The following is a 25,459-nucleotide window of genomic DNA, read 5'->3' as shown; positions in this document are numbered from 1 at the left end:
AACCCCCGAAGACGCCTTCGCCGAGCTCACTCAATTCCCCGAAACGTTCTGCGCATCGTCGAAGAAATAGTCCTTCACCGACGCCGGCTTGTTCTTGATCGCGCCCACCCGGTGCATGAACTCCGCCAGCCCATAGGTGTTCTGCGGCGTGGTCTTGAACTGCACTTCGGGGTTCTTGATGATCTTCAGCAGCAGCTCGCGGTCGAGCTTCGCGTTGCTCACCTTCAGGTAGATGTCGGCCGCCTTCTCGGGGTTGGCCGTGACGAACTTCGCCGCTTCATCGAGCGCATCGACGAACGCCTTGTAGGTCTTGGGGTTCTCATTGCGGAATTTCTCCGTCGCGTAGAGCACCGTGGCAGAGGCCGGCCCGCCGAGCACCTGGTACGAATTGAGCACGATGTGCGCATTCGGATTGCCCGCCAGCTCCTGTTCCTGGAACGGCGGATTGCCGAAGTGGCCCGTGATTTCGGTGCCGCCCTTGATGATGGCCGCGGCTGCGTCCGGATGCGGCAGCGCCACGCTGATTTTGTCGAGCCGGTTGAACTCCTTGTCGCCCCAGAGCTTCGCCGAAGCGAACTGCAGCACGCGCGACTGCACCGACACGCCCACCGCGGGCAGCGCGATGCGGTCCTTCTCGGTGAAGTCGGCGATCGTCTTCACGTTCGGGTTGTTGCTCACCAGGTAGTACGGGAAATTGCCGAGCGACGCCACGCCCTTCACGTTCTGCTTGCCCTTGGTGCGGTCCCACAGCGTGAGCAGTGGGCCGACGCCCGCGCCCGCGATCTCGATGTTGCCGGACAGCAGCGCGTCGTTCACCGCCGAGCCGCCCGAGAGCTTGATCCACTCGACCTTGGCATCGACGCCCGCGGCCTTCGCGTGCTTCTCGATGAGCTTCTGCTCCTGCGCCACGTTAAGCAGCAGGTAGACGATGCCGAACTGCTCGACGATGCGGATCTGGCCCTCGGCGTGCGCCGCGAGGCTGCCGGCGAAGAGGCTGAGGCCGGCGGCGAATGCAGCGGCCTTGCGCGTGAAGCGGTTCATGGTGAAAGCGGTCCGGAAAAAGAAAGATCGAGAAGGATCAGAAAGGCGTGTCGCCGACGATGGTCGTGCGGTTGAGGCGCCGGCGCAGGTGGTCGGGCGTGCCTGCAGCGAGGTGCATCAGCGAGCGGTTGTCCCAGAACACCAGGTCGTGCGGCGCCCAGGTGTGGCGGTACACGAACTCGGGCTTCACGCTGTGCGCGAACAGCTCGGCCAGCAGCGCGTCGCTTTCGTGCTGCGGCAGGCCGACGATGCGCGTCGTGAAGTGCTCGCTGACAAAGAGCGCCTTGCGGCCCGTCTCGGGGTGCGTGCGCACCACCGGCTGCACGGCGGGCGCGACCTGGTCGATCTGCGCCTGCGAGAGCTTGGGGCGCCATGGATTCTTGGTGCGAAGTTCTTCGTACCTGGCGAGGTAGCTGTGCTCGGCCTTCAACGGCAGGATGCGCTGCTGCAATTCAGGGCTGAGCGATTCCCAGGCGAGGTGCTGGTCGGCGAAGAGCGTGTCGCCGCCTTCGCTCGGCAGCTCCTGGGCGTGCAGGAGGGAGCCGAGGCTGGGCTTGGGCTTGTAGGAGATGTCGGAGTGCCAGTAGACGCCTGCATCGCCCAGGCCGATGGGTTCGCCGTTCTCCTTGATGTTGGAGACGATCAGGATCTCGGGATGGTTCTTGAGCTGGAACTGGTGGAGGACGTGGATTTCGAGTGGGCCGAAACGGCGGCTGAAATCGATGTGCTCTTGTGGGGTGATCTGCTGGTTGCGGAAGACCAGGACGTGGTGGTCGAGGTGCGCCTTGTGAATGCGCTGGAAGTCTTCGGCGTTGATCGGCTTCGAAATATCGAGGCCGATGATCTCGGCGCCTACCGGGGCATCGAAGGCGCGCACTTCGAAGTGCTGCGCCGCGGCCTCGGTGTCGTTGGGGAGAGCGGCTGTCATTCCGGGAATGTAGGGGCCCGGGGGTGGTTCTCCAACGAAATCTTCGTTGCTAGCTTATTCCTTGCCGCTTTACTTTTTTCTTCCCGAGGCCGGGTCTCGCCCCGGCGGGCGACTTACTTTCTTTTGCTTCGCCAAAAGAACGTAAGCAAAGAAAAGGCGACCCTGCTGTCTGCGACCCTCCGCTTCGCTGCGGGCAACCTGCGGTGCTCACGTTTCGCGGGGTCTCGCCCAAACTCGCTTCGCTCAAACAAGGGCGAGCCCTCATCCGCGAAACGCTGCGCTCCTCGGCGCATACAGAAGGGCTTGGGGAACCGGCGCGCCATCGCTGCGCTCGGCCAGCTCTCGGGCCTTCGCTTTGCTCGGCTTGGGTTGGTTTTCTCTCCGGCGACGAGCTTTTGCTCCCGCTGAGTCCGGATTGGCTCCCTCCCCTTCCGGGGGAGGGTTGGGGTGGGGGCATGCGGCACTTGATGAGGCGCTGCCGTGTAGCGAGCGCCGTCGTGCCCCCATCCCAGCCTTCCCCCGGAAGGGGAAGGAGCAATGCATCAGCCCCGGTGTCGCATGTCTTGCCTTTCTCCCTCCCCTCCCGGGGGAAGGCCGGGGTGGGAGCACGGTGGCCGAGCGAAGCAAAGGCCCGTGAACTGGCCGAGCGCAGCGATGGCCTGCTGGTCCCCAAAGCCCTTCTGTATGCGCCGAGGAGCGCAGCGGTTCGCGGATCAGGGCTCGCAGCTGTTTGAGCGAAGCGAGTTCTGCGAGACCCCGCGAACCGCGAGCACCGCAGGTTGCCCGAAGCGAAGCGTAGGGTCGCAGACAGTGGGGTCGCCTTTTCTTTGCTTACGTTCTTTTGGCGAAGCAAAAGAAAGTAAGTCGCCCGCCGGGGCGAGACCCGGCCTCGGGAAAAAAACAAAACATCAGAAGAAAAAACTCACAGCGTATGGCTGCGATCCCCTTCAACAAACCCCATCGCATCCCAAGCCTCACCAACCGCAAAGCCAACAACCTTGAAGAGCTCCCCCATCTCATGCTCATGGATCAACCGAGCCGCCATCGCCCGCTCGGCAATGGTCCCCTGCTCCATCCTCGCCAGCAGCCCGCAGTTCAGCAGAAACCGCGCCTGACTCGTGTACCCCAGCACCTCGAGCCCCGCCTCCTGCCCCGCAACCGCAATGCCCGTGAAATCGACATGCGCAGTGATGTCCTTGTAGCCCACGTCAGCGAGCGGATCACCATCAGCCTGATGCGCCCGATGGCACATCACCGTCCCCATATGCCGCTGCGGGTGGTAGTACTCGCTCTCTGGAAAACCGTAGTCGATGAGGAAGGCCGCGCCTCTCTCCAACCGATCCGCCAGCGTCGCGATGAAAGCCTGCGCCTGCGGATGAATCTCGGTGAGGTAGTCGTGCTCGCCTGGCACCTCGACCGGCGGCCGAAGCTCGGTAGGCCGATCAGCCCACATCCAGCCGTCGTTGCCCGCATTGCGCACCACGCCACGCTCGAACCACTGCCCGCCCACCCGCGCCAGCAATTGCACAGGCATCGCATCGAGCACCTCGTTGCCAACGACCACGCCCTGCATCGACTCCGGCAATTCACCGAGCCATTCGACGCGATCCGCATACCGCACCAGCGCCTGCTGCTGCCGCTCCCGCAAGGTGCCGGAAAGATCGACGATGCGGTAGCGCACATCGCCGCGCCCCATCTCGTCGAGCGCGTGCAGCAGCTGCACCGCCAGCGCACCAGAGCCGGCGCCGAATTCCCAGACCGTGTCGGTCCCGGTCTTCTCCAGCGCCTCGGCCACCTGCGCCGCGAGCGTCTGGCCGAACATCGGCGTGAGCTCGGGGGCGGTCACAAAGTCGCTGCCCGAAGACGGCATGTGGCCGAACTTGGCCGAGGTGTTGGCGTAGTAGCCGAGGCCCGGCGCATACAGGGCGAGCGCCATGAAGCGGTCGAAGCCGATCCAGCCGCCCGCGCGCTCGACGGAGCGGGCGATCAGGTGGTCGAGGGCGGTGGGTAAACTGTTCGGGGTCTTGGTCGTCACCCCTCGATTCTCTCTCCCTCTCCGTTTCTTCCCCGCATGAGCACCGCCCCCCTCTCCCCTGCCCGCCGCACCGTCCTCGTCACGGGTGCGGGCCGACGGCTGGGCCGCGAGATCGCGCTGGCGCTGGCCGCGGGCGGCTGGCAGGTGGCGGTGCACTATCGCAGCTCGCGCGCCGAAGCCGAAAAAACCGTCGCCGACTGCGCCGCGCTCTCGGGCGATTCGGCGCTGTTCGAAGCCGACCTCGAAGACGAGCACGCCACGCGCGCGCTGCTCTCTCGCGTGGCGGCTCGCTTTCGCACCGTCGATGCGGTGGTCCACAGCGCGGCCCTCTTCGAACACGACGACACGGCCACCTTCAGCTACGCCCTCATGGAGCGCCATGCGCGCAGCAACACGGGCGCGGCCATCCTTCTGGCGCAAGCGCTGCACGACCACCTCGCGCGGCGCGGCGATGCGCAGGGAGCGGTCGTTCACCTGCTCGACCAGAAGCTCTGGAACCCGAACCCCGATTTCCTGAGCTACACGCTCTCCAAGGCCGCGCTCGAAGCCGCCACGCCGATGCTCGCGCTGGCCCTTGCGCCGCGCGTGCGCGTGGTGGGCGTCGCGCCCGGCCTCACGCTGCCCAGCCACATGCTGGACGACGACAAGTTCGCGCAGCTGCACAAGCTGTCGCCGCTGGGTCGCTCCTCCACGCCGGCCGACGTGGTCGCCACCGTGAAGTTCGCGCTGGAGAACGGCTCGATCACCGGCACCACGCTGCTGGTCGATGGCGGCCAGCACCTGATGAAATTCGAGCGCGATTTCTCGCTCATGTGAAGAACCTGTGAGCACCACCACCATGTCCTCCTCCCACACCCACGGCCGCCAGACCCTGACCCTGCTGGGCCTGCGCTTCAACGCCAACCTGGGCATCCTCGACCACGAGAAGGTCGCGCCGCAGCCCATCCAGGTCGATGCCGAACTCAGCATGGGCCAGCAGCCGCTGCTGCCGCAGGACGACGACATCTTCCACGTGCTCGACTACGGCAAGGTCCGCCTGATCATCATCGACGAGTGCACGGCCGAGCACGTCAACCTGCTGGAGAGCCTGATCGGCAAGGTGGTGCACCGCCTGCTGCAGCTGCCCGGCGTGCGGGGCGTGCGGGTGAAGATCGCCAAGCTCGAAATCTTCGACGACTGCGAAGTGGCGATCCGCATGGAAGCCGGGGAATGGTGATCCGAGGCAAAATCGGGGTCCTTTCCCCCGATTTGCCTGAAGTAGCCCACCAATGAACGCCGTCTGGATCGACGAGGCGCCTGCCGACGCCACGACCGTCGCCGCGCCCACCAACTCGCTGAAGATCGAACGCGAGACGCACAAGCTCGAGAAGCGCCTGTGCCGCGAGGTCGGCCGCGCGATCGTCGACTACAACATGATCGAAGAGGGCGACAAGGTCATGGTGTGCGTCTCGGGCGGGAAGGACAGCTACGCGATGCTGGACATCCTGCTCAAGCTCAAGGCGCGCGCACCCATCCACTTCGACATCGTCGCGGTCAACCTCGACCAGAAGCAGCCCGGCTTTCCCGAAGAAGTGCTGCCCAAGTACCTGAGCGAACTCGGTGTGGCCTTTCACATCGAGAACCAGGACACCTACAGCATCGTCAAGCGCGTCATTCCCGAGGGCAAGACGACCTGTGGCCTCTGCAGTCGCCTGCGCCGCGGCATCCTGTACCGCGTGGCGGACGAACTGGGCGCCACCAAGGTCGCGCTCGGCCATCACCGCGACGACATGCTGCAGACCTTCTTCCTCAACATGTTCTTCGCCGGCAAGTTGAAAAGCATGCCGCCCAAGCTGGTGAGCGACGACGGCAAGCACATCGTGATCCGCCCGCTCGCCTACGTGGCCGAGAAAGACCTGGTGCGCTGGGCGCAGCACCGCGAATTTCCGATCATTCCCTGCACCCTCTGCGGCAGCCAGGAGAACCTGCAGAGGAAGCAAGTCGGCGAAATGCTCCGCGAGTGGGACAAGAAGCACCCCGGCCGCGTGGAGAACATGTTCACCGCGCTGCAGAACGTGGTGCCTTCGCACCTGCTCGACGGAACGCGGCACGACTTCAAGGGTCTGAAAGCGACGGGCGTGGCCGACGACGACGGCGACAAGGCCTTCGACACGCCCTCCTTCGATTTGTTCTCCCAGGCACCCGCAGCCCTTCGCATCGTCCAGGGCTGAGAGGCTGAGAGGCAATTCGGCGTGACCGAGCAGCGCCCGCAAAGGGTATCAAGGCGCAGAGCGCAGTCATAGCTCGGGCTATGACGAGCATTTGCAACGCAGAGTGGGGCCATTCGCGGGGGATGAGCGGTCATGTCGGATTGCCTCTCAGCCTCTGAACGGCTACCCAGGGGAATTTTGGGCATCGCTGCCCGGAGACCCTTCATGAAACGTGCTTCTCTCGCTCTGCTTTTGGTAGCAGCAGCAACAGTGACTTTGAGCGGCTGCGCCACCTCCTGGGTGGTCGACAGCGACGTGAAGAGCTTTTCGTCGCTCTCTACCGTGCCGCCCGGCGCCACCTACCGCTTCGAACGCCTGCCCTCGCAGCAGGCCGACACCGCCCGGCAGGATTCGCTCGAAGCGATGGCCGCCGCGGCGCTCGAAAAGGTGGGCCTGCGCCGCGACGACGCCAAGCCGCAGTACAGCGCGCAGATCGGCGCCCGCGTCACGGCCGGGCTCTCGCCCTGGGCCGATCCGTGGCTCTTCGACGGCCCGTGGGGCTACGGTTACGGCGGCGCCTACGGCTATTACGGCCGCCGCGGGTATGGCGGCTGGTACGGCGGCCCGGCGTTCTTTCCGCCGGCCGCCAACCCCTGGTACGAGCGCGAGGTGAGCATCGTGCTGCGCGAAGCCGGCACGAACCGCGTGGTCTACGAAACCCGGGCTCGCAACGACGGCCCGTACAACGCAAGCGCTGCGATCCTGCCGGTGATGTTCCAGGCCGCGCTGCAGGGCTTTCCGAATCCGCCGCAGGGCGAGCGCCGGGTCAACATCGACCTGGCCACGGCGAAGACGCCCCCCGTGAAATAGTGCACTTCTAGAATCGAGCGGATGCAAGAAGCCACCCGTTTGATCGCCGTCCGCCACGGCGAGACCGCCTGGAACGTCGACACCCGCATCCAGGGCCAGATCGACATCGGACTCAACGCCACCGGCCTCTGGCAGGCAGAGCGGGCCGGACAGGCGCTGGCGGACGAGGACATCAGCGTCATCTACGCCAGCGACCTCGCGCGCGCCTGGCAGACCGCCGAGGCCATCGCCAGGCCGCACGGGCTCGCCGTGCAGCCCGAACCGCGCCTGCGCGAGCGCGCCTTCGGTCACCTCGAAGGCATGAGCTTCGCGGAGATCGAATCGATGCTCCCCGAAGACGCCAAGCGCTGGCGCGAGCGCGATCCCGAATTCGAACCCGTCGGCGGCGAAAGCCTCCTGACCTTCCGCGACCGCGTCACGCGCGTGGCCGCCGAACTGGCGGCTCGCCATCCGGGCCAGCTGGTCACGCTGGTCGCGCACGGCGGCGTGATGGACGTGCTCTACCGCGCCGCCACCCGCCAGGAGCTGCAGGCGCCGCGCACCTGGCAACTGGGCAATGCGGCCATCAACCGCATGCTGTGGACGCCGGAGGGTTTCAGCCTCGTGGGCTGGAGCGACATTGCCCATTTGGCGGCGGACGACACGCTGGACGAGACGACCGCCTGATGCGCCGTCGCGCAGATGACGAATAGCCAGGCAAGAAATAAATTGCGCCTTTCACCTCGAGGCGAGGCGCAAATCGCAGAAATCTCTTCAGGGAATCACGAGGATTTTTTGCAACGCATCTTCTGAATGAAAAGAATAAATTCCGAATCCTCGGCCTATGCCAGTTGGGACGCCTCCCTGGCGCTTTCGACGCCATGGATCGAAGCCACGCATTTGGGCAGCGTCGTCAGTTTGACAACGGGGGATGTGCTGGCTCGCGAAGGAGAACGGCACAGCTATTTTTATCTTCTTCGATCGGGATTTGTTCATTCGACAATTCAGCGAAGCAACGGCGCCGAATTCCTGCTCGAGATATTCGGGCCGGGTGCAATATTTGGCGAAGGCCCGGCATTTGCCGACAGGCCCCGCCCAACCACGACGCGCGTGGTTGCGCCCGCAATTCTCAGCCGTTATCTGCCGTCGGACATCAACCAGAAATTCGCCACCATGCCAGAATTGGCGGATTCGCTTATCAAGCTGCTGGGTTTCAAGAATCAAATGATTGTTGAAAAGCTGGCGGGTGTTGCGGCGGCCCCCACGGAACGCGTTGTCGATTTGCTTTTGCGTATTGCGCGATTGCAATCGAACAGCGAATTTTCGTCGACACCGGAATCGCAGGATTTTCAGGTCGATCTCACGCACGAGAAAATTGCCGCAATGACCGCATTGAGCCGGGTCACCGTGACGAGGACATTGAACGCGCTGTCGAGGCAAGGGGTCATCGAGACGCGGGCCAAGCAGGTCATCATTCACGACGCCTCCGCGCTACGTCGTTTGCATTACAAAAATAGTTAACTTCCTGTATCTCTGGATACCACGAAAACCCTCACTTGACGCCATTATCAGCCTCGCAATTCAAGAGGAAATGATGGCAGAGTCAAACAACTGGGTGGTTGAGGATATCAATCGCGCAACGCCGAACCTCGCGGCGATAAGGAAGTTCTCAACCGGGGACCGCGCGGGCCTGCGGTTCGAGAATTTTTTGCAGGAATATCAAATCGACCTGATATTGCATGCCATTAAAAAAATTGGCATTGAATATTACGAGGGCGACGACAAAGCCGGGGGCGTGGTTCGCAAAGGAAAGCTCGGTCCCAATTTTTTTCGATTCAAAACGGATCAAAGCGAGTATTTCCGCCGGGCGCAAATTTTCGAAGAAATATTCGATCAGCAGATTCTCGGCCTGGTCAATTTCTTCCCTCGGGTCCAGGAAGTGGCGTCGAAGATGTTTTCCTTGGCACATGGCGTCGCAGAGCACCACGGCCGGCGCATGATGAATTTCACGGTGCGCGTTTTGCCGGAAGCGCCAATTCATCGGGACTGGATGCCGGGTGAGGACTCCGGTCTTTCATTTGCACCGCAAATCAAAGAGCAATTTGCCTGGAACATTTATCTCAAGACGCCAAAATCCGGAGGCCAGACTCGCATTTATAACGAGCAAAACCTCGCGCTTGTCAGCAAAGGAAGTGAGCATTGCGAGGTCGCCCCGCGCGTCGGGGATTTAATCATCTTCCGCACCACGCACGCCCATGAGGTATTGCCAAGCGATGGCGAGCGATTGACCTTGTCAGGTTTTTTTGCAACCACCCCCGAGAAACTCCTGTTCTGGATATAAGGGTTTCGATGGAAAAATCCCTGTCCGCACCCATGGGAATTTCGCATGGGTGGGTTGCGGCGCTGCCTTTCATTCCCAAGGTATTGGTATTCGGCCTGATTGTCGGCGTGGCCAGCAAGAATGCCGATTGGTCCTTGAATGAATTGATTCTTGCCGCATTGAGCATCAATGCGGCCACCGCCCAATTGGCCGCGCTCGAATTCAACAATTCCGCGCATATCGGCGCATTGATTGCATTGACCATCGGGCTCAATGCAAAGCATCTTATTTTCACGGCCTCGCTGTGGCCTTATTTGAAGAATTCCGGCAAATGGCGTGCGTGGCTGGCGGCGGCCATGGTGACCGACAGCAGCTGGACGGCATGCCACATCGCCGCCCAGCGCGGCCCGATCAACGTCAACTTCATCCTGGGCAACTCCTCCGCGCTGACCCTGGCGTGGACGGCCGGCTGCATCGCCGGATTCCAGTTCGGCGCGGTTTTCACGCAGCAGATGCTGTATCGCTTTGGATTGGATGCGCTGGTGCCCCTCTCGATGGCACTGCTGCTGCCCGTCGGTCTGCGGAGAAATCCTCACCAACTGGCGCCCATCGGCATCGGCGCCGTGGTCGGCCTGGTTTACTGGTGGCGAACCGATCAACAGGCCGCGGCGGTGCTGGTGGCGGGCCTGGCCGGCATGGCGGCCACGCTGTGGCTCCACAGGCTGCATAGGAAAAGCCAGGTATGAACGCCATCCTCGTCATGGCCTTGGTCACGATCGCGATCCGCCTTTCGGGCCTGGGCGCGGCCCAATGGCTGTCGCGTTGGCCGGCTGCCGAGCTGGCCTTGTCGAACGCCGGCCCGAGCCTGATGGGCGCCTATCTGTTGATCCAGATCTGCATCGCGCCCACCCTGCTCTTGCCCGTGGTCGTCACCATGGCCGTGATGTGGCGCTTCGGCGGGCTGCAGATCGCATTTCTCGCCGGTTGGCTGGCGCTCATGGCCGCGCGCCATCTTTGAAGCCGAGGGGCAGCGCAAGGTTTCGACAAGCTCAACCCGAACGGTCCTTGTGGATCGAACGCAAGAGTGGCCTTGAGAACGAACGCTGCGGTTCAGGCGTGCGCCGCCGTATCTCCGGCCACGCCCGCTTCAGCCTTCTTCGCCTCGCCCGGCAGCTCGACCATCGGCCCGGTGCCGCTGTAACGGTCGAGCGCGAGGTAGATCGCGGGCGTGATGTAGAGCGTGATCACCTGCGAGAAGATCAGCCCGCCCACCACCGCCACGCCCAGCGGCTGGCGCAGTTCGGCGCCGGCGCCCAGGCCCAGTGCGAGCGGCAGCGCGCCCATCAGCGCGGCCAGCGTGGTCATGAGAATCGGGCGAAAGCGCAGCCGGCAGGCTTCGCGGATCGCGTCGACCGGCTTCATGCCCTCGGTGCGCTGCGCGTCGAGGGCGAAGTCGATCATCATGATCGCGTTCTTCTTCACGATGCCGATCAGAAGCAGGATGCCGATGGTCGCGATCAGCGTGAGGTCGAAGCCGAAGATCTTCAATGACAGCAGCGCGCCCACGGCCGCCGACGGCAGCCCCGCAAGAATCGTCAGCGGGTGGATGTAGCTCTCGTACAGCACGCCCAACAGCACATAGATGACCAGCACCGCCAGCACCAGCAGCACCGCCTGGCTCGATTGCGAACTCTGGAACACCGCCGCATCGCCGCCGTAGGTGGTGATGATCGACTGCGGCATGTTCAGCTCGCTCTTGAACTGGTCGATCTTGGCGGTGGCGTTGCCCAGCGGCACGTCGGGCGCGAGGTTGAACGACACCGTCACCGCCTGCAGCTGGCCCTGATGGTTGACCGAGGTCGGGCCCACGGTGCGGTTGATGGTCGAGAAGGCCGACAGCGGCACCAGCCTGCCCGTGGTGCTGCGCACCGACAGGCGCGAGACGTCGTCCTCGAACTGGCGGTCGCTGTCGGCGGCCGAGAGGATCACCTGGTAGGTGTTGCTCGCGGCGTAGATGCTGCCGATCTGCCGGTCGCCGTAGGCGTTGTAGAGCGCGGTGCGCAAATCGCCGACCGCCACGCCGAGTACGCCGGCCTTGTCGCGGTCGATCTCCAGCGTGGCCTGGAGGCCCCGGTTCTGCGAATCGCTGGTCACGTCGCGGAAGGCCGGGTCGGCGCGCATGCGCTCCATGAGCTTCGTGGCCCAGGGCACCATTTCGCCGGCGTTCACGCTCTGCAGCGTGTACTGGAAACGCGCCTTGCTCTGGCGGCCGCCCAGGCGCAGGTTCTGCACCGGCTGCATGTAGACGGCGATGCCGGGAATCTCGCGGAAGCGCTGGCGCAGCGACTCGAGCACCTTGGCCATCTTCGGGCGCTCGCTGCGCGGCTTGAGCACGGCAAAAAGGCGCCCCGAGTTCTGCGTGGCGGTCGGGCCGCCGACGCCGACGAAGGAGCTCACGTAGGCCACGCTCGGATCGTCCTTGAGCGAGGCGGCCACGCGGTCTTGAAGCGCCTTCATGGCGGTGAAGGAAATGTCTTCGGCCGCCTCGGTGGTGATCTGGATCTGGCCGATGTCTTCCTCGGGGAAGAAGCCCTTGGGAATGGTGATGAAGAGCCAGGCGGTGATGACGAAGGTAAGGCCCGCGGCCACCAGCATCACCCAGCGGTGAACGAGCGTCCAGTCGAGCGTGCGCATGTAGGCGCCGTGCACCGCGCGGTAGCCGCGCTCGAAGGCGCGGCCGATGGCGGTGCCGGGCTCGGGGTGCTCCTCCTCATGGTCGAGCGCGCCCTCCTTGCGCGGCACCTGCTTGAGCAGCCGGCTCGCGAGCATCGGCACCAGCGTGAGCGACACGATGGCCGACACCAGCACCGCCAGCGCCACCACCACCGCGAACTCGTGGAACAGAAGGCCGATCACGCCCGGCATGAAGAAGATCGGGATGAACACCGCCACCAGCGAGATCGAAATCGACACGATGGTGAAGCCCACCTCGCGCGCGCCGCGCAGCGCCGCCGCGAAGGGCTCCATGCCCTTTTCGACGTAGCGCATGATGTTTTCGAGCACCACGATGGCGTCGTCCACCACCAGCCCCACGGCCAGCGTGATGCCCAGCAGCGAGACGTTGTCGAGGCTATAGCCGAAGGCGTAGAGCAGCGCCACCGCGCCGATCAGCGAAATCGGAATCGTGGCCGCCGGAATCAGCGTGGCCACCAGCCGGTGCAGGAACAGGAAGATCACCAGCACCACCAGCGCGATGGTGCCCAACAGCGTGAGCTGCACGTCGTGCACCGCTTCGCGGATGGAGAGCGAGCGGTCGTTCACCATCTGGATCTCGACCGACTGCGGCAGCTCGGCCTTGAAGCGCGGAATGAGCGCGCGCACCGCGTCCACCACCTGCACGGTGTTGGCATTGGGCTGGCGCTGCACGGCCAGCGATATGGAGTCCTGGCCGTTGAAGCTGCTGGCGGTTTTCACCGATTCGAAGCTGTCTTCGATGGTGGCCACTTCGTCCAGCCGCACCGGCGCGCCGTTGCGCTGGCCGACGATGAGCTTGGCGAAATCGGCCGCCTTCACGAGTTGGCGGTTGGCCTGGATGGTGAGCGTCTGGCGCGGACCGTCGAGCGTGCCGACCGGCGTGTTGGCGTTGGCCGAATTCACCGCCTTGGCCAGCTCGTCGAGCGTGATGTTGCGGGCGTTGAGCAGGTCGGCATTGGCCTTGATGCGCACGGCAAACGCCTTGCGGCCGTAGACGCCCACCTGCGCCACGCCGTCGATGGTCGAGAGCGTGGGGGAGATCAGGTTCTCGGCGTAGTCGTTGAGCTCGGCCGGATTCATCGACGGCGAGATCAGCGCGATGAAGAGCACCGGCGCATCGGCCGGGTTCACCTTGCGGTAGGAGGGGAGCTGCGTCAGCTCCTGAGGCAACTGGCGCTGGGCGCGCAGCAGGGCGGCCTGCACGTCGACGGCGGCGGCGTCGATGTCGCGGCTGCTGACGAATTCGAGCGTGAGCGAGGTCACGCCCTGCGTGTTGACCGAACTGATGGTCTGCAGGCCCGGGATGGTCGAGAACTGCTTTTCGAGCGGCAGCGCAACCGAGCTCGCCATGGTGTCCGGACTGGCGCCCGGCAACTGCGCGTTGACGTTGATGACCGGCGTGTTGTAGCTGGGCAGCGCCGCCACCGGGATGCTGAAGTACGCAAAGATGCCGACCACCACCACCGCGGCAGACAACAGCACCGTCATCGCAGGACGACGGATGCAGAGCTCCGAGATGTTCATCGGAAGACCTCCGCGCTTCGCGCTGCGGTGCGAGCTTGCTTGGGGCGGCCCGGCGCGGCGCTCATGCGCGTTCTCGCTGCGGCGGCTTGGTGCCGGTGCCTTCGGATGACGCCGCGCTACCCGGCGTCACGCCCGTGGTGCCGTTGGGCGCGGCGCCCGGCCCGCCAGCCTTTGCATCGACCCGCACCTTGCCGCCCGGACGCACGTTCTGGCTGCCCTCGATCACCACCTGCTCGCCCGGCTCGATGCCGCTCACGGCCACCTTGGTGCCGAAGGTGTGCAGCGCCTTCACCTTGCGGCGGGTGGCGGTCTTGGCCTGGTCGACCACGTAGAGCGAGGTGCCGTCGGACAGCATCATCAGAGCGGCGGCCGGGACCACCGTGGCGCCGGCGAGCGTTCGCACCGTGATGCGCGTGCCGACGAACTGGCCCGGCCAGAGGCCCTGGTCGGCGTTGGCGAACACGGCCTTCGCGCGCACGGTGCCGATCTGCGGATCGACCGTGTTGTCGACGAAATCGAGCGAGCCGATGAGCGGGGTCTTGCGCCCGGCGACGAGCGCCTCGACCGGCGCCCGGCTGCGCGCGGCTTCCAGCAGGTCCTGCAGGTTGCCCTCGGGCACCGGGAAGCTCACTGCGATCGGATCGAGCTGGGTGACGGTGACCAGCGACAGCGTCGGCTGCACCAGCGTGCCCGGGTAGATGTTGACGGCGCCGATGCGCCCGGCGATCGGCGCGCGCAGCGTGGCATAGCCCAGCGCCACCTGCGCCGACTGCACGGCGGCGCGGTCGGCCGCCACGGCGGCACGCTGCGCCTCGAGCTGGGAGAGCGTGGCGTCGGCCGCGCTCTTGGCGATGAAGTTCTGGGCGACGAGGTCCTGGCTGCGCTTGTACTGGCGCTCGAGGTCGGCCATGGTGGCCTCGTCTTTTTGCTGCTGGGCGCGGGCACGGGCCAGATTGGCCTGGTCGTTGCGGTCGTCCAGCGAGAAGAGCAGCTGGCCCGCTTTCACGAACTGGCCTTCCTTCACATGCACGGCGCTGACGGTGTTGGTGACCTGCGGGCGCAGGTCGACGCTGTTGAGGGACACCACGCTGCCGTTGACCTGCACCGTGACCGGCACGTCCTGCTTTTCGGCGGTGGCCAGGGTCACCAGGGCAGGGGCGGCGCCACCGGATGCGGCGCCATTCCCCGGGGCTGCCGCCGTGTTCGCATTCTTTGCCCCGGCCTTGCCCCCGGACATGCTCCACCACCCGCCGGCGACGGCTACGATCAACACACCCGCAAGGGCGATGGCAGCATTTTTCTTCATGGGGTTCTTGTGCACTTTGGGCTGACACTGGCTATTGAATCAGCGCCCGACTCACGGCGTTCATGGTTCCCGTAAAGAAATGTAAAGCAGGTCAACCGACAAGCCCGCGCTCAACCTGCTGTGGCCGGCGCGAAGGGGCCGAACCCCTCGCTAAAATCGCCCGCTCCACAGCCTCTGGATATACCCCATGAACCGCTGCAAGAAAACCACCAATGCCCTCACTTTGACCGCGCTGTGCGCCCTCGCTGCCAGCGCCGGACTTTTCTCCCTGCAAGCCAGCGCACAGGACGAAATTCCCCGTCCGCAGACCCAGAACGAATCGCTGAACGGCGGGCGCAACTTCCCCATCGGCACGCTGCGCGGCAAGTTCATGGTGACCAACGCGCCCGACGTCGAACTCGACGGCAACGCCGACCGCCTCGGCGCCGGCGCCCGCATCCGCAACCCGCAGAACATGCTGGTGATGCCCGGCGCGATCATTGGCCAGAAGTACCTGGTGAACTACACGCGCGATGCCGCCGGGCTGCTGCGCGAAATCTGGATCCTCACGCCAGAAGAAGCCGTGGCCAGCCGCGAATCGCTGAACAGGCCGCTGCTGAACATCTGGCCGTTCACCACGAACGACACCCTCAATACGCAGTAACCGCTGCGGACAGACATACAGAAAGAGGCGGCGCAGGCCTTCCGCGCCCGCCGCGCCTTCCGTCCCCGGAGGGCATAGAGAGCACTCCATGAAAAAAGTATTCATCAAGACCTTCGGCTGCCAGATGAACGAGTACGACTCGGACAAGATGGCCGACGTGCTGAACGCCGCGCAGGGCTACGAGCCGACGCAGAACGTGGACGAGGCCGACCTCATCCTGTTCAACACCTGCTCGGTGCGCGAGAAGGCGCAGGAGAAGGTGTTCTCCGATCTCGGCCGCGTGAAGCACCTGAAGGCCAAGGGCGTGAAGATCGGCGTGGGCGGCTGCGTGGCGAGCCAGGAAGGTGCGGCCATCATCGCGCGCGCCCCGTACGTCGACATCGTGTTCGGCCCGCAGACGCTGCACCGCCTGCCCGAGATGCTCAACGACCGCGAGCGCCTGGACCGCCCGCAGGTGGACATCAGCTTTCCCGAGATCGAGAAGTTCGACCACCTGCCGCCCGCGCGCGTCGAGGGCGCGACCGCCTTCGTGTCGATCATGGAAGGCTGCTCCAAGTACTGCAGCTACTGCGTGGTGCCCTACACCCGCGGCGAGGAAGTGAACCGGCCGCTGGACGACGTGCTGGTCGAAATCGCCGGCCTCGCCGACCAGGGCGTGCGCGAGATCACGCTGCTGGGCCAGAACGTGAACGCCTACCGCGGCAAGATGGGCGACACCGCCGAAATCGCCGACTTCGCGCTGCTCATCGAGTACGTCGCCGAAATTCCCGGCATCGAGCGCATCCGCTACACGACCAGCCACCCGAACGAGTTCACGCCGCGGCTTATCGAGGCGTATGCCAAGGTGCCTCAGCTCGTGAGCCACCTGCACCTGCCGGTGCAGCACGGCAGCGACCGCATCCTCATGGCCATGAAGCGCGGCTACACCGCCATGGAATACAAGAGCACGGTGCGCAAGCTCCGCGCCATCCGCCCCGACCTGGCCCTCTCCAGCGACTTCATCGTCGGCTTCCCCGGCGAGACCGACGAAGACTTCGCCAGGATGATGAAGCTCATCGACGACTGCCAGTTCGACAACAGCTTCAGCTTCATCTTCAGCCCGCGTCCCGGCACGCCGGCCGCCGCGCTGCATGACGACACGCCGCACGAGGTGAAGCTCGCGCGCCTGCAGACGCTGCAGCGCGTGATCGACGGCAACGTGCGCCGCTTCGGCGATGCGCTGGTGGGCAGCACGCAGCTCGTGCTGGTCGAGGGCGCGTCCCGCAAGGATGCGAACGAACTGATGGGCCGCACCGCCTGCAACCGCGTCGTCAACTTCGAGGGCGACGCACGCCTGGTCGGCCAGATGACCGACCTGCGCATCACGCGCTCGCTGGCCTACACGCTGCGCGGCGAAGTGGTGACGCGCGAATCGTCGCCGGCGCTGCAACAGCCCGCAGTGGCGCTCGCCCACTGATGGCGAAGCGGCCGTCGATACGGGGCTCGTTCCAGCAGCTCCTGCTCTTTGCCTTCTTGCTGATCACCGCGTTGCTGGTGGGCGTGGCGCTGCGCTCGGTGTTCCAGTACGACGCGCTCATGACCCAGAGCCGCGATGCCGCCGCCCGCGCGCTGCGGCTTTCGGGCGCGGCCCAGTCGCTGGCCGAACGCAGCGCGGCCATGGAACGCGCCGGGCGCCAGTCGCTGGTTCTCAACGACGCGGTGCTGCGCCGCCGCTTCGACGAAGCGGCGCGCGAATCGCACCAGGTGCTCGAACGCTTGGAGAAGAACGGCCTGCTGCCCGCAAGCATCGAGCCGTGGCGCGTGCAGCTGGCTGTGATCGAAGGCCTGATGAGCGGCAGCGCCGACAGCGCCCTCGCCCGCGAAAGCACGATGGCCATGCAGTTCCGCGAGCTCGACACGCTCAACACCAGCCTCGCGCAGCAGGCCCAGTTCCTCATCGAGATGCAGAACGACGCGCTCGCCAAGCGCATCGAGAACGCGCGCCGCCGACTGATGCGCGAAGTGGTGGCCGCGAGCGTGCTGGCGGTGGTGCTGGCGCTGGCTTTCGGCATCTGGCTCGCGCGCCCGTTCAAGCGCATGGAGCATGCGATCGTCGGCCTCGGCCAGAACCGGCTGGACGAACCCATCGACATCCGCGGCCCGGCCGACGTGCGGCGCGTGTCGCAGCAACTCGAATGGCTGCGGCTGCGCCTCACCGAACTTGACGCCGACAAGGCGCGGTTCCTGCGCCATGTGTCGCACGAACTCAAGACGCCGCTGGCCGCGCTGCGCGAAGGCGTCTCGCTGCTGGAAGACGGCGTGACGGGCCCGCTGAATCCGGCGCAGCTCGAAGTCGCGCAGATCCTGAACCAGAACACCGTGTCGCTGCAGGGCCAGATCGAGGCACTGCTGCGCTTCAATGCCGCTGCCTTCGAGGCGCGCGAATTGCGCCGCGAGCGCACCGAGCTGCTGCCGCTCATCGAGGAGCAGATCGAGGCCCAGCGGCTGCAATGGCAGTCGCATGGTTTGCGCGTGCGCGCCGAGGGCGAGCCGATCTCGATCACGGTCGACCGGACCAAGCTGGGCACGGCAATCGCCAACCTGCTGTCGAATGCGATCCGCTTTTCGGTAACGGGTGGTGTCATCACGCTCGCGGTGTCGGGCACGCCCGAGGCCGTCTATATCGACGTGAACGACGCGGGGCCGGGCATCGCCGAGGGCGATCGCGACCGGATCTTCGAACCCTTCTTCCGCGGCGAACGCCAACCCGAACACACGGTGAAAGGCACCGGCATCGGACTTTCCATCGTGCAGGAGTACATTGCAGCCCACGGGGGCCGCATCACGCTGCAGCCTGGCGGGCCCGGTGCACGTTTTCGCATCGAGTTGCCGCGCACGGCCTGACGCCCGATCTCCTTGCCGGCACGCCCCAGCTTCTTCTTTCTTCTGAATCACCGCTTCGCGCCCCTTCGTCCCTTTTTCGACCCATGTCTTTTTCGTTCGTCCGCAGTTCCACCCTCGCAGCGGCGTTGGCCATGCCCTTCGCCCTGTTGCTGGCCGCCTGCGCCACGCAGCCCAAGCCGCCCGCCGAGGCTGATGCACTGCCTCCGCCCGCCGTCGTGCCGCGCGTGATGCCTGTCGAGGCCGAGCCCCGCGCGCCCGCCACGCAGCCGGCCTCGCTCTTCACGCTGATGACCCAGGGACCGCTGGCGGCCATGCTGTCGTATGCCGACAAGGTGCGCCCGCTCGGCGGGAACGAACTCAGCGCCGAAATTGCCCGCATCGGCGACCCCGGCGATTCGCCGGCCACGCAGATGCAGTTGGCGATATTGCTGTCGCAGACCCGCGTGCCGGCCGACCTGGCGCGCGCGCTCGGCCTGCTGCAGCGCGTGATCGCCAACCCGTCGCCCGAGGCGCAGCCCCTGCACCCGCTCGCGCGCGCGCTGGCCGCCCGCTATGTGGAACAGCGCCGCGTCGAGGACGACCGCGACAAGCAGGTGCAGCAGTTGCGCGAGAGCCAGCGCCGCATCGACCAGCTCAACGACCGGATCGAAGCGCTGCGCGCCATCGAACGCAGCTTCGCGCGGCCCGCCGCCACGCCGGCCCCGGCAGCAGTACCGGCGCCGGCGACCAACGGAAACAAACCGAATCAATGAGTACCGCACGGCCGCCAGCAGTTACTCGCACCGCAGTGCGCCGCACGGAGGTTTCCTGATGAGCACTACTGGCGCCCGCCTCCTCGTGGTCGACGACGACCCGGACATGCTGCGTCTGATCTCGATGCGGCTGGTGTCGGCGGGCTACCAGGTCACGGCCGTGACGTCGGCTGAAACCGCGCTCACCCAACTCGAGATCGAACATCCGCAACTGGTATTGAGCGACGTGCGCCTGCCGGGCCGCGACGGCCTCGCGCTCTTCGACGAGATCCGCAAGCGCCATCCCTCGCTGCCCGTGATCCTGCTCACCGCGCACGGCACGATTCCCGACGCGGTCGAGGCCACCGCGCGCGGCGTGTTCACCTACCTCACCAAGCCCTACGACGCGCGCGAGCTGCTCGACAAGATCGGCCAGGCGCTGGCGCTCGGCGCTCCCGCCAGCACGCCGGCCAAAAGTGGCGACGAAAGCTGGCGCGCCGAAATCGTGAGCCGCAGCAACCGCATGGCCGAACTGCTGGCCGAAGCGCGCATGGTCGCCAAGTCGGACGCCTCGGTGCTGCTGCGCGGCGACTCGGGCGCCGGCAAGGAACTGCTGGCGCGCGCCATTCACAAGGCCAGCGCGCGCGCCGACAAGCCCTTCGTGGCCGTCAATTGCGGCGCGATTCCCGAAGCGCTGCTCGAATCGGAGCTGTTCGGCCACATGAAGGGCGCCTTCACCGACGCCCACGCGAACCACAAGGGCCTGTTCCAGCAGGCCGACGGCGGCACGCTGCTGCTCGACGAAATCGGGGACATGCCGCCCGCACTGCAGGTCAAGCTGCTGCGCGTGCTGCAGGAGCGCGCGGTGCGGCCGCTGGGCGCGAGCCAGTCGATCGAGGTCGATGTGCGCATCGTCTCGGCCACCCACCGCGACCTGGACGCCGCGATGGAAGCCGGCCAGTTCCGCGAAGACCTGTATTACCGCCTGAACGTGGTGACGCTCACGCTGCCGCCGCTGTCGGCGCGGCGCGAGGACATTCCGCTCCTGGCCAATCACTTCCTGCAGCGGCTCTCGACCAAATACGGCAAGCGGCTTTCCGGCTTCGCGCCCGAGGCGCTGAAGGCGCTGACCACCGCGGCCTGGCCGGGCAACGTGCGGCAGTTGTTCAACGTGGTCGAGCAGGTGTGTGCGCTGTCGAGCTCGCCGCTGATCCCGCTGGCGCTGGTGCAACGCGCGCTGCGGGTGCCGACGGTCGAGGTCCAGACCTATGCCGAAGCCAAGCAGCGTTTCGAGCGCGATTACCTCGTCGGCCTGCTCAAGCTGACCGACGGCAACGTGGCCGACGCGGCCCGCCTGGCCGACCGAAACCGCACCGAGTTCTACCGCCTGCTGCAGAAGCACGAGCTCACGCCGGGGCACTTCAAGGCCGACGCTGTCGCTCCGGGCTCGGACCCTGTCGCCGAGTAGCGACGCCCCTAAGTCGTTGATTTCAAAGGGCATCTCCCACCGGCCGCCAAGGCTTGTCGGGATTCGGCGACAAAAACAGGGGTTTGGAGGGCCTGTGGCGGGCCTCCCCACCGAAATCTGTACTCAGATCGCTCCAAGTCGTTGATCTGAAAGCGTTTTTCCAGGCTGGCACAGGGTTTGCCCCTGTACTGGCATGACAGCACTTACCAGCCCATCTTTCGCACTGCGCCCGCAGCGCGACGGCCTGCGTCAAAAGCAGTTTTCCCTCTCGCGGCCCCGTGCCGCGGGTCATTCGTCCGCAGCGCTCGCCAGCGCAGGCGGCGCCGAACCCGATTGCGTCATCAAGCGCTTTCCGGCCATTGGCGACACCCCTTCCCTCGACAAGCAACGTTGGTAAATCACATGAAGCCCACTGACTTCTCCCAACTGAACGTGCTGACCGAAGCCGACTTTTCGCACCGCAGCCCGGTCCGCGAAGAGCGCCACCCCAATTCGGTCACCGCACCGCCCGTCAACCGCGGTTCGATGACGCCCCGCCCCTGGCGCGGTTTCTGGAACAGCATCGGCACCGCCTTGCTGGTCAAGCTCGGCGCCGGCCGTGCGGCCGAAGACGAAAGCGCCGAATCGGCCCGCCAGGTCAAGCAGCCGTGGCAACGCGCCGCGGCCCGCCGCCGCAACGCGTTCATGCTGCTCACCGTGCTCAGCACCGTGATCGCCTCGACGCTTTTTGCCGGCGTGCAACCCGACTACAACAACGTCTGGCTCGAATACGGCCAGATCGGCCTGTACGGCCTGCTCTCGGGCTGGGTCGTGACCGGCTTCGTGACCGCCCTCATGGGCTTCTACGTCTCGGTGCGCGGTGACAAGCACGCGCTGTCGGCCAAGCAGGTCGCCAACCACCCAATGAACCCCGAGGCACGCACCGCGATCATCATGCCGATCTGCAACGAAGACGTTGCCACGGTGTTCGCCGGCCTTCGCGCCACCTGCGAATCGGTCGCCTCCACCGGCCATGCCAAGCAGTTCGACGTGTTCGTGCTGTCCGACAGCTACAACCCCGAGACCGCCGCCGCCGAGCGCGCCGCCTGGGAAGACCTGCGCGCCGCCCTGGCCGACAGTCCGAACCAGCCGCAGGTCGAGGTGTATTACCGCCTGCGCACCCGCCGCACGCACCGCAAGGCCGGCAACGTGGCCGACTTTTGCCGCCGCTGGGGCAAGGACTACCGCTACATGGTCGTGCTCGACGCCGACTCGGTGATGAGCGGCGATTGCCTGACCTCGATGGTCAAGCTGATGGAAGCCAACCCCACCGCCGGCATCATCCAGACCGCGACGCAGGCCATCGGCCACGTCACGCTGCACGCCCGCGCACAGCAATTCGCTTCCCGCGTGACGGGCCGCCTGTTCACGCTGGGCATGCAGTTCTGGCAACTGGGCGAATCGCACTACTGGGGCCACAACGCGATCATCCGCGTCGAGCCTTTCATGAAGCATTGCGCGCTGGCCCCGATCAAGGGCACCGGCGGCATGTCGGGCGGCATCATGTCGCACGACTTCGTCGAAGCCGCGCTGATGCGCCGCGCCGGCTACAACGTGTGGCTGGTGTCCGACCTGGTCGGCAGCTACGAGCAGCAACCGCCGGACCTCCTGGCCGAACTGCAGCGCGATCGCCGCTGGTGCCAGGGCAACCTGCAGAACGCCCGCCTGATGGCCGAGCCCGGCATCCACCCGGTGCACCGCGCCATGTTCGTGACCGGCACCATGGCCTATGCGTCCGCGCCGCTGTGGCTCGCGTTCCTGACGCTGGGCACGGCCCTGTGGCTCAGCGGTTCCAGCCTCGTCTCGAGCTGGAGCGTGCTGCCCGCCGAACTGGCCGGCCTCTGGATCTGGACCCTGTGCCTGTTGTTCCTGCCGCGCGTGCTGGGCATCGCCGCCGTGCTGATGCGCGGCGAGCAACGCCAATACGGCGGCACCTGGGGTCTCGTGAAGAGCTCGGTGCTGGAAAGCGCCCTGGCCATCGTGCAGGCACCGGTCCGCATGCTCGCCCACTCGCTGTTCGTGCTGGTCGCCCTCACCGGCATCAAGCTCGACTGGAAGTCGCCCCCGCGTGAAGCCGCCGCCGTGCCGTGGAAGATCGCTGCCACGCAGCTGGCCCCGATGACCCTGGTGATCGGCATGCTGGCCGTCGGCGTCGCGATGATCGACCCGAGCGCGCTGATCTGGCTCATGCCTGTCGGCCTGCCGCTGCTGCTGGCGATTCCGCTGACCGTGCTGACCAGCCAGATCGCGCTGGGCACCACGCTGCGCGACCGCGGCTTCCTGCTGATTCCCGAGGAATCGCGCTCGCCGGCCGTGCTGCGCCGTGCGTGGATGCATGCGTTGCGCCTGGCACGCCCCGCGGCTCTGGCTGCGGCCTGAGCTCCGCTGATGCGCTGAAGACACAGCGCCCACGAAAAGCCGGCCCGAGGGTCGGCTTTTTTCATGGCGCGTGGCTAGAATCGCCCACTCTTTTTTCCTTCAACCCACGGATCGTTCGATCCCCTGGAGCGCCAAGTGCCCCGATTCGCCGTCATCACTCTCTGACGCCGACAACACCACTTCATTGCTGGTCATGTCGGGCGCCTAGCTGCGTACCCCGCTGACCAGACACGGCCTCTTCGGCCATCGAAGTCGACTTTCTCTTCCAGCTTCGCTCCCGCACGTTGTCGGTTCTTCCTGATTTCCATCTGGAGAACAACGTGTTTTCTCTCTCTTCTTCCCTTTCATCGATCCCGCTGCTCAAGTACCCGCGTACGGCGCACCTGGAAGGCTCTCGGCTGCAGGCCGGCGATACCGACGACGGCCAGACGCCGTTGTCCGCGCTGCGCGGCCAGCATGTGGTCATCGAGGAAAAACTCGATGGCGCGAATGCCGCCGTGTCCTTCACTTCGGCGGGCGAATTGCTGCTGCAATCGCGCGGCCATTACCTGGCCGGCGGCGCGGGCGAGCGGCAGTTCAACCTGTTCAAGCACTGGGCCGCGGCGCATGAGGCGATGCTGCTCGAGCGGCTCGAAGACCGCTACGTGATGTACGGCGAATGGTGCTTCGCCAAGCACAGTTGCTGGTACGACCGGCTGCCCGCGTTCTTCCTGGAGTTCGATCTGTACGACCGGCAGGCGGCGTGCTTTCTCTCGACGCCGGCCCGGCATGCGCTGCTGGCCGTCGGCCCGGTGATGTCGGTGCCCGTGCTGTACGAGGGCGAGATGCCGTACAGCGCGAAGGCACTGCGCACGCTGGTGCGGCCTTCGCTGGCACGCAGTGCCGACTGGAAGCCGGCCTTCGAGCAGGCCGTGGCACAGGAGAACCAGCCGCTCGATCTCGTGCGGCAGCAAACCGACCTGTCGGACCTCGCCGAAGGCCTGTACCTCAAGACCGAATCGAACGGCCAGGTAACCGGCCGCTACAAGTGGGTGCGGCCGGACTTCGTGCAGACGATCCTCGACTCGGGCTCGCACCACAGCCGCCGGCCGGTGCTGCCCAACCAGCTCGCGCCAGGTGTGGACCTCTACGCGCCGACGCCGCCCGTGCGCTGGGAAGACCTGGGCCTGACGACCTTGCGCGACGCCGCCGCACTAACAACCAAAGGGAGGCCGCGATGACCTGCGACGATCTGCGCGCGCTGGTCCCCGCGCCCGCACAAAGCTACGACTGGGCCCGATGCTGCGACCTGCTGCCGGCCCTGCTGCGCCTGGAGGAAACACCGCAGGACCCGTACTACCACGCCGAAGGCAACGTCGGCATCCACACGCGCATGGTGCTCGACGCGCTCCTGGCCGACGCGCACTACCAGCGCGCCGATGCCGACGGCCGCTTCGTGCTCTTCATGGCCTGTCTGCTGCACGACATCGCCAAGCCCGACACCACGGTGATCGACGAGGCCAGCGGCCGCATCGGCCAGCCCGGCCATTCGCGCCGCGGATCGGTCGACGTGCGCGTGCTGATGTGGAAGGCCCGCGTGCCCTTCGCATTGCGCGAGGCGGTCTGCCGGATCATTGCCGTGCACCAGGTGCCGTTCCACGCCTTTGCCTCGCGCAAGGGCGAGCGGCCCGAGTGGCTGGCTCACCGGCTCTCGTGGGAGCTGAGCCTGCCCGATCTGTGCTGCGTGGCGCGTTGCGACATGCTTGGGCGCCACTACGAAAAGCGCGCCGACAGCCTCGCCGACATCGCGCTCTTCGAACAGCTCGCGCAGGAAGAAGGCTGCTGGAATGGCCCGCGGAATATGGCCGATGCGCACACGCGCCTGGCCTATTTCCGAGGCGCCGACACCAGCCCCGACTACCCGCTGTTCCAGCAGCCGGGCGCGCAGGTCACGGTGATGTGCGGCCTGCCCGCGAGCGGCAAGAACCACTGGGTGGCGCAGCACCGCAAGGGCTGGCCGGTCGTGTCCTTCGACGATGCGCGCGCCGAGCTGGGGCTCAGGCACGGCGAGAACGATGGCATGGCCGCGCACCACGCGGTCGACCAGGCGAAGGCGCTGCTGCGCAGGCAGGAGCGTTTCGTCTGGAACGCCACGCACCTGAGCCAGCAGATGCGCACCAAGACGCTGGACCTGCTCTGGGCGTACCACGCGCAGATCGAGCTGGTGTACCTGGAAGTGCCGCACCCGGAACTGATGCGCCGCAACCGCGAGCGCGACACGACGCTTTCGAACGCGGGCATCGAGCGGATGCTGCACCGCTGGGAGCTGCCCGCACCGATCGAGGCGCACGAGACGGTCTACGACGTGCAGACCTGAAAACGTAGAAGCCC

At 65.8% G+C, this 25,459-nt stretch carries 22 protein-coding genes; 17 read left to right on the top strand and 5 right to left on the bottom strand.

What is annotated here, in order from left to right; translation table 11 throughout:
- Nucleotides 1-30: 30 nt before the first annotated feature.
- The 3 genes from QF040_RS30360 to QF040_RS30350 form a co-directional block, all read right to left on the bottom strand.
- Complete coding sequence (locus QF040_RS30360) at nt 31-1,041, bottom strand: ABC transporter substrate-binding protein (protein ID WP_429614032.1); 1,011 nt, start codon at nt 1,039-1,041, stop codon at nt 31-33.
- 37 nt (nt 1,042-1,078) lie between these two features.
- Nucleotides 1,079-1,969, bottom strand: a complete 891-nt coding sequence (locus QF040_RS30355) for a TauD/TfdA dioxygenase family protein (protein ID WP_429614031.1) — start codon at nt 1,967-1,969, stop codon at nt 1,079-1,081.
- A 922-nt stretch (nt 1,970-2,891) separates the two neighbouring features.
- Nucleotides 2,892-4,004, bottom strand: coding sequence for a class I SAM-dependent methyltransferase (locus tag QF040_RS30350; protein ID WP_429614030.1), 1,113 nt, complete (start codon nt 4,002-4,004; stop codon nt 2,892-2,894).
- Nucleotides 4,005-4,040: 36 nt separating this feature from the next.
- On the opposite strand from QF040_RS30350, the gene QF040_RS30345 reads away from it, so the two are divergent.
- The 9 genes from QF040_RS30345 (at nt 4,041) to QF040_RS30305 (ending at nt 10,380) form a co-directional block, all read left to right on the top strand.
- The gene (locus QF040_RS30345) at nt 4,041-4,820 is read left to right on the top strand and encodes an SDR family oxidoreductase (protein WP_429614029.1); all 780 of its coding nucleotides are present in this window, start codon (nt 4,041-4,043) and stop codon (nt 4,818-4,820) included.
- Nucleotides 4,821-4,842: 22 nt separating this feature from the next.
- A complete protein-coding gene (locus tag QF040_RS30340; protein WP_429614028.1) occupies nt 4,843-5,220 on the top strand; it encodes a dihydroneopterin aldolase in 378 nt (125 codons plus the stop codon).
- Nucleotides 5,221-5,272: 52 nt separating this feature from the next.
- Entirely contained in the window at nt 5,273-6,214 is a 942-nt protein-coding gene (gene ttcA / locus QF040_RS30335; protein WP_429614027.1) for a tRNA 2-thiocytidine(32) synthetase TtcA, read from the top strand.
- 204 nt (nt 6,215-6,418) lie between these two features.
- A complete protein-coding gene (locus QF040_RS30330) occupies nt 6,419-7,063 on the top strand; it encodes a DUF4136 domain-containing protein (RefSeq protein ID WP_429614026.1) in 645 nt (214 codons plus the stop codon).
- A 21-nt stretch (nt 7,064-7,084) separates the two neighbouring features.
- Nucleotides 7,085-7,729, top strand: a complete 645-nt coding sequence (locus tag QF040_RS30325) for a histidine phosphatase family protein (protein WP_429614025.1) — start codon at nt 7,085-7,087, stop codon at nt 7,727-7,729.
- Between the two features lie 126 nt (nt 7,730-7,855).
- Nucleotides 7,856-8,563, top strand: a complete 708-nt coding sequence (locus QF040_RS30320; protein ID WP_041942782.1) for a Crp/Fnr family transcriptional regulator — start codon at nt 7,856-7,858, stop codon at nt 8,561-8,563.
- Between the two features lie 73 nt (nt 8,564-8,636).
- Nucleotides 8,637-9,383, top strand: a complete 747-nt coding sequence (locus QF040_RS30315) for a 2OG-Fe(II) oxygenase (protein ID WP_429614024.1) — start codon at nt 8,637-8,639, stop codon at nt 9,381-9,383.
- 8 nt (nt 9,384-9,391) lie between these two features.
- A complete protein-coding gene (locus tag QF040_RS30310) occupies nt 9,392-10,108 on the top strand; it encodes an AzlC family ABC transporter permease (protein ID WP_429614023.1) in 717 nt (238 codons plus the stop codon).
- Complete coding sequence (locus QF040_RS30305) at nt 10,105-10,380, top strand: hypothetical protein (protein WP_013539491.1); 276 nt, start codon at nt 10,105-10,107, stop codon at nt 10,378-10,380. The genes QF040_RS30310 and QF040_RS30305 overlap by 4 nt, the downstream gene beginning before the upstream one ends.
- Before the next feature lie 92 nt (nt 10,381-10,472).
- Here the strand turns inward: QF040_RS30305 and QF040_RS30300 are convergent, their stop codons facing one another.
- Nucleotides 10,473-13,640 carry an efflux RND transporter permease subunit gene (locus QF040_RS30300; RefSeq protein ID WP_429614022.1) on the bottom strand — a complete coding sequence of 1,056 codons (3,168 nt, stop codon included), beginning with the start codon at nt 13,638-13,640 and terminating at the stop codon, nt 10,473-10,475.
- Nucleotides 13,641-13,701: 61 nt separating this feature from the next.
- Nucleotides 13,702-14,877 carry an efflux RND transporter periplasmic adaptor subunit gene (locus QF040_RS30295; protein ID WP_429614717.1) on the bottom strand — a complete coding sequence of 392 codons (1,176 nt, stop codon included), beginning with the start codon at nt 14,875-14,877 and terminating at the stop codon, nt 13,702-13,704.
- Nucleotides 14,878-15,133: 256 nt separating this feature from the next.
- On the opposite strand from QF040_RS30295, the gene QF040_RS30290 reads away from it, so the two are divergent.
- The 8 genes from QF040_RS30290 (at nt 15,134) to QF040_RS30255 (ending at nt 25,445) form a co-directional block, all read left to right on the top strand.
- Entirely contained in the window at nt 15,134-15,589 is a 456-nt protein-coding gene (locus QF040_RS30290; protein WP_013539488.1) for a hypothetical protein, read from the top strand.
- Nucleotides 15,590-15,677: 88 nt separating this feature from the next.
- Nucleotides 15,678-17,045, top strand: coding sequence for a tRNA (N6-isopentenyl adenosine(37)-C2)-methylthiotransferase MiaB (miaB, locus tag QF040_RS30285; protein ID WP_429614021.1), 1,368 nt, complete (start codon nt 15,678-15,680; stop codon nt 17,043-17,045).
- On the top strand, nt 17,045-18,472 hold the full coding sequence (locus QF040_RS30280; RefSeq protein ID WP_429614020.1) for a sensor histidine kinase: 1,428 nt from the start codon (nt 17,045-17,047) through the stop codon (nt 18,470-18,472). The genes miaB and QF040_RS30280 overlap by 1 nt, the downstream gene beginning before the upstream one ends.
- 83 nt (nt 18,473-18,555) lie before the next feature.
- The gene (locus QF040_RS30275; protein ID WP_429614019.1) at nt 18,556-19,224 is read left to right on the top strand and encodes a hypothetical protein; all 669 of its coding nucleotides are present in this window, start codon (nt 18,556-18,558) and stop codon (nt 19,222-19,224) included.
- Between the two features lie 58 nt (nt 19,225-19,282).
- Nucleotides 19,283-20,671, top strand: coding sequence for a sigma 54-interacting transcriptional regulator (locus QF040_RS30270; RefSeq protein ID WP_013539484.1), 1,389 nt, complete (start codon nt 19,283-19,285; stop codon nt 20,669-20,671).
- Nucleotides 20,672-21,073: 402 nt separating this feature from the next.
- The gene (gene mdoH, locus QF040_RS30265) at nt 21,074-23,089 is read left to right on the top strand and encodes a glucans biosynthesis glucosyltransferase MdoH (protein ID WP_429614018.1); all 2,016 of its coding nucleotides are present in this window, start codon (nt 21,074-21,076) and stop codon (nt 23,087-23,089) included.
- A 320-nt stretch (nt 23,090-23,409) separates the two neighbouring features.
- Nucleotides 23,410-24,309 (top strand): RNA ligase family protein, encoded by a 900-nt coding sequence (locus QF040_RS30260; protein WP_429614017.1) that lies wholly within the window; start codon nt 23,410-23,412, stop codon nt 24,307-24,309.
- Nucleotides 24,306-25,445, top strand: a complete 1,140-nt coding sequence (locus QF040_RS30255) for an AAA family ATPase (protein ID WP_429614016.1) — start codon at nt 24,306-24,308, stop codon at nt 25,443-25,445. Before QF040_RS30260 ends, QF040_RS30255 begins: the two co-directional genes overlap by 4 nt.
- Nucleotides 25,446-25,459: the final 14 nt, after the last annotated feature.

Source organism: Variovorax sp. W2I14, from assembly GCF_050435205.1.
Lineage (GTDB): Bacteria > Pseudomonadota > Gammaproteobacteria > Burkholderiales > Burkholderiaceae_C > Variovorax > Variovorax paradoxus_C.
The sequence above is the reverse complement of the archived record's forward strand: the minus strand, read 5'-3'. Positions and strand labels throughout refer to the sequence as shown.

What these genes read in the sequence shown, in the direction of transcription:
- QF040_RS30360 (WP_429614032.1), bottom strand. Translation starts at nt 1,041, where the DNA reads ATGAACCGCTTCACGCGCAAGGCCGCTGCATTCGCCGCCGGCCTCAGC.
- QF040_RS30355 (WP_429614031.1), bottom strand. Translation starts at nt 1,969, where the DNA reads ATGACAGCCGCTCTCCCCAACGACACCGAGGCCGCGGCGCAGCACTTC.
- QF040_RS30345 (WP_429614029.1), top strand. Translation starts at nt 4,041, where the DNA reads ATGAGCACCGCCCCCCTCTCCCCTGCCCGCCGCACCGTCCTCGTCACG.
- QF040_RS30340 (WP_429614028.1), top strand. Translation starts at nt 4,843, where the DNA reads ATGTCCTCCTCCCACACCCACGGCCGCCAGACCCTGACCCTGCTGGGC.
- ttcA (WP_429614027.1), top strand. Translation starts at nt 5,273, where the DNA reads ATGAACGCCGTCTGGATCGACGAGGCGCCTGCCGACGCCACGACCGTC.
- QF040_RS30330 (WP_429614026.1), top strand. Translation starts at nt 6,419, where the DNA reads ATGAAACGTGCTTCTCTCGCTCTGCTTTTGGTAGCAGCAGCAACAGTG.
- QF040_RS30325 (WP_429614025.1), top strand. Translation starts at nt 7,085, where the DNA reads ATGCAAGAAGCCACCCGTTTGATCGCCGTCCGCCACGGCGAGACCGCC.
- QF040_RS30320 (WP_041942782.1), top strand. Translation starts at nt 7,856, where the DNA reads ATGAAAAGAATAAATTCCGAATCCTCGGCCTATGCCAGTTGGGACGCC.
- QF040_RS30315 (WP_429614024.1), top strand. Translation starts at nt 8,637, where the DNA reads ATGGCAGAGTCAAACAACTGGGTGGTTGAGGATATCAATCGCGCAACG.
- QF040_RS30310 (WP_429614023.1), top strand. Translation starts at nt 9,392, where the DNA reads ATGGAAAAATCCCTGTCCGCACCCATGGGAATTTCGCATGGGTGGGTT.
- QF040_RS30305 (WP_013539491.1), top strand. Translation starts at nt 10,105, where the DNA reads ATGAACGCCATCCTCGTCATGGCCTTGGTCACGATCGCGATCCGCCTT.
- QF040_RS30300 (WP_429614022.1), bottom strand. Translation starts at nt 13,640, where the DNA reads ATGAACATCTCGGAGCTCTGCATCCGTCGTCCTGCGATGACGGTGCTG.
- QF040_RS30295 (WP_429614717.1), bottom strand. Translation starts at nt 14,877, where the DNA reads ATGTCCGGGGGCAAGGCCGGGGCAAAGAATGCGAACACGGCGGCAGCC.
- QF040_RS30290 (WP_013539488.1), top strand. Translation starts at nt 15,134, where the DNA reads ATGAACCGCTGCAAGAAAACCACCAATGCCCTCACTTTGACCGCGCTG.
- miaB (WP_429614021.1), top strand. Translation starts at nt 15,678, where the DNA reads ATGAAAAAAGTATTCATCAAGACCTTCGGCTGCCAGATGAACGAGTAC.
- QF040_RS30280 (WP_429614020.1), top strand. Translation starts at nt 17,045, where the DNA reads ATGGCGAAGCGGCCGTCGATACGGGGCTCGTTCCAGCAGCTCCTGCTC.
- QF040_RS30275 (WP_429614019.1), top strand. Translation starts at nt 18,556, where the DNA reads ATGTCTTTTTCGTTCGTCCGCAGTTCCACCCTCGCAGCGGCGTTGGCC.
- QF040_RS30270 (WP_013539484.1), top strand. Translation starts at nt 19,283, where the DNA reads ATGAGCACTACTGGCGCCCGCCTCCTCGTGGTCGACGACGACCCGGAC.
- mdoH (WP_429614018.1), top strand. Translation starts at nt 21,074, where the DNA reads ATGAAGCCCACTGACTTCTCCCAACTGAACGTGCTGACCGAAGCCGAC.
- QF040_RS30255 (WP_429614016.1), top strand. Translation starts at nt 24,306, where the DNA reads ATGACCTGCGACGATCTGCGCGCGCTGGTCCCCGCGCCCGCACAAAGC.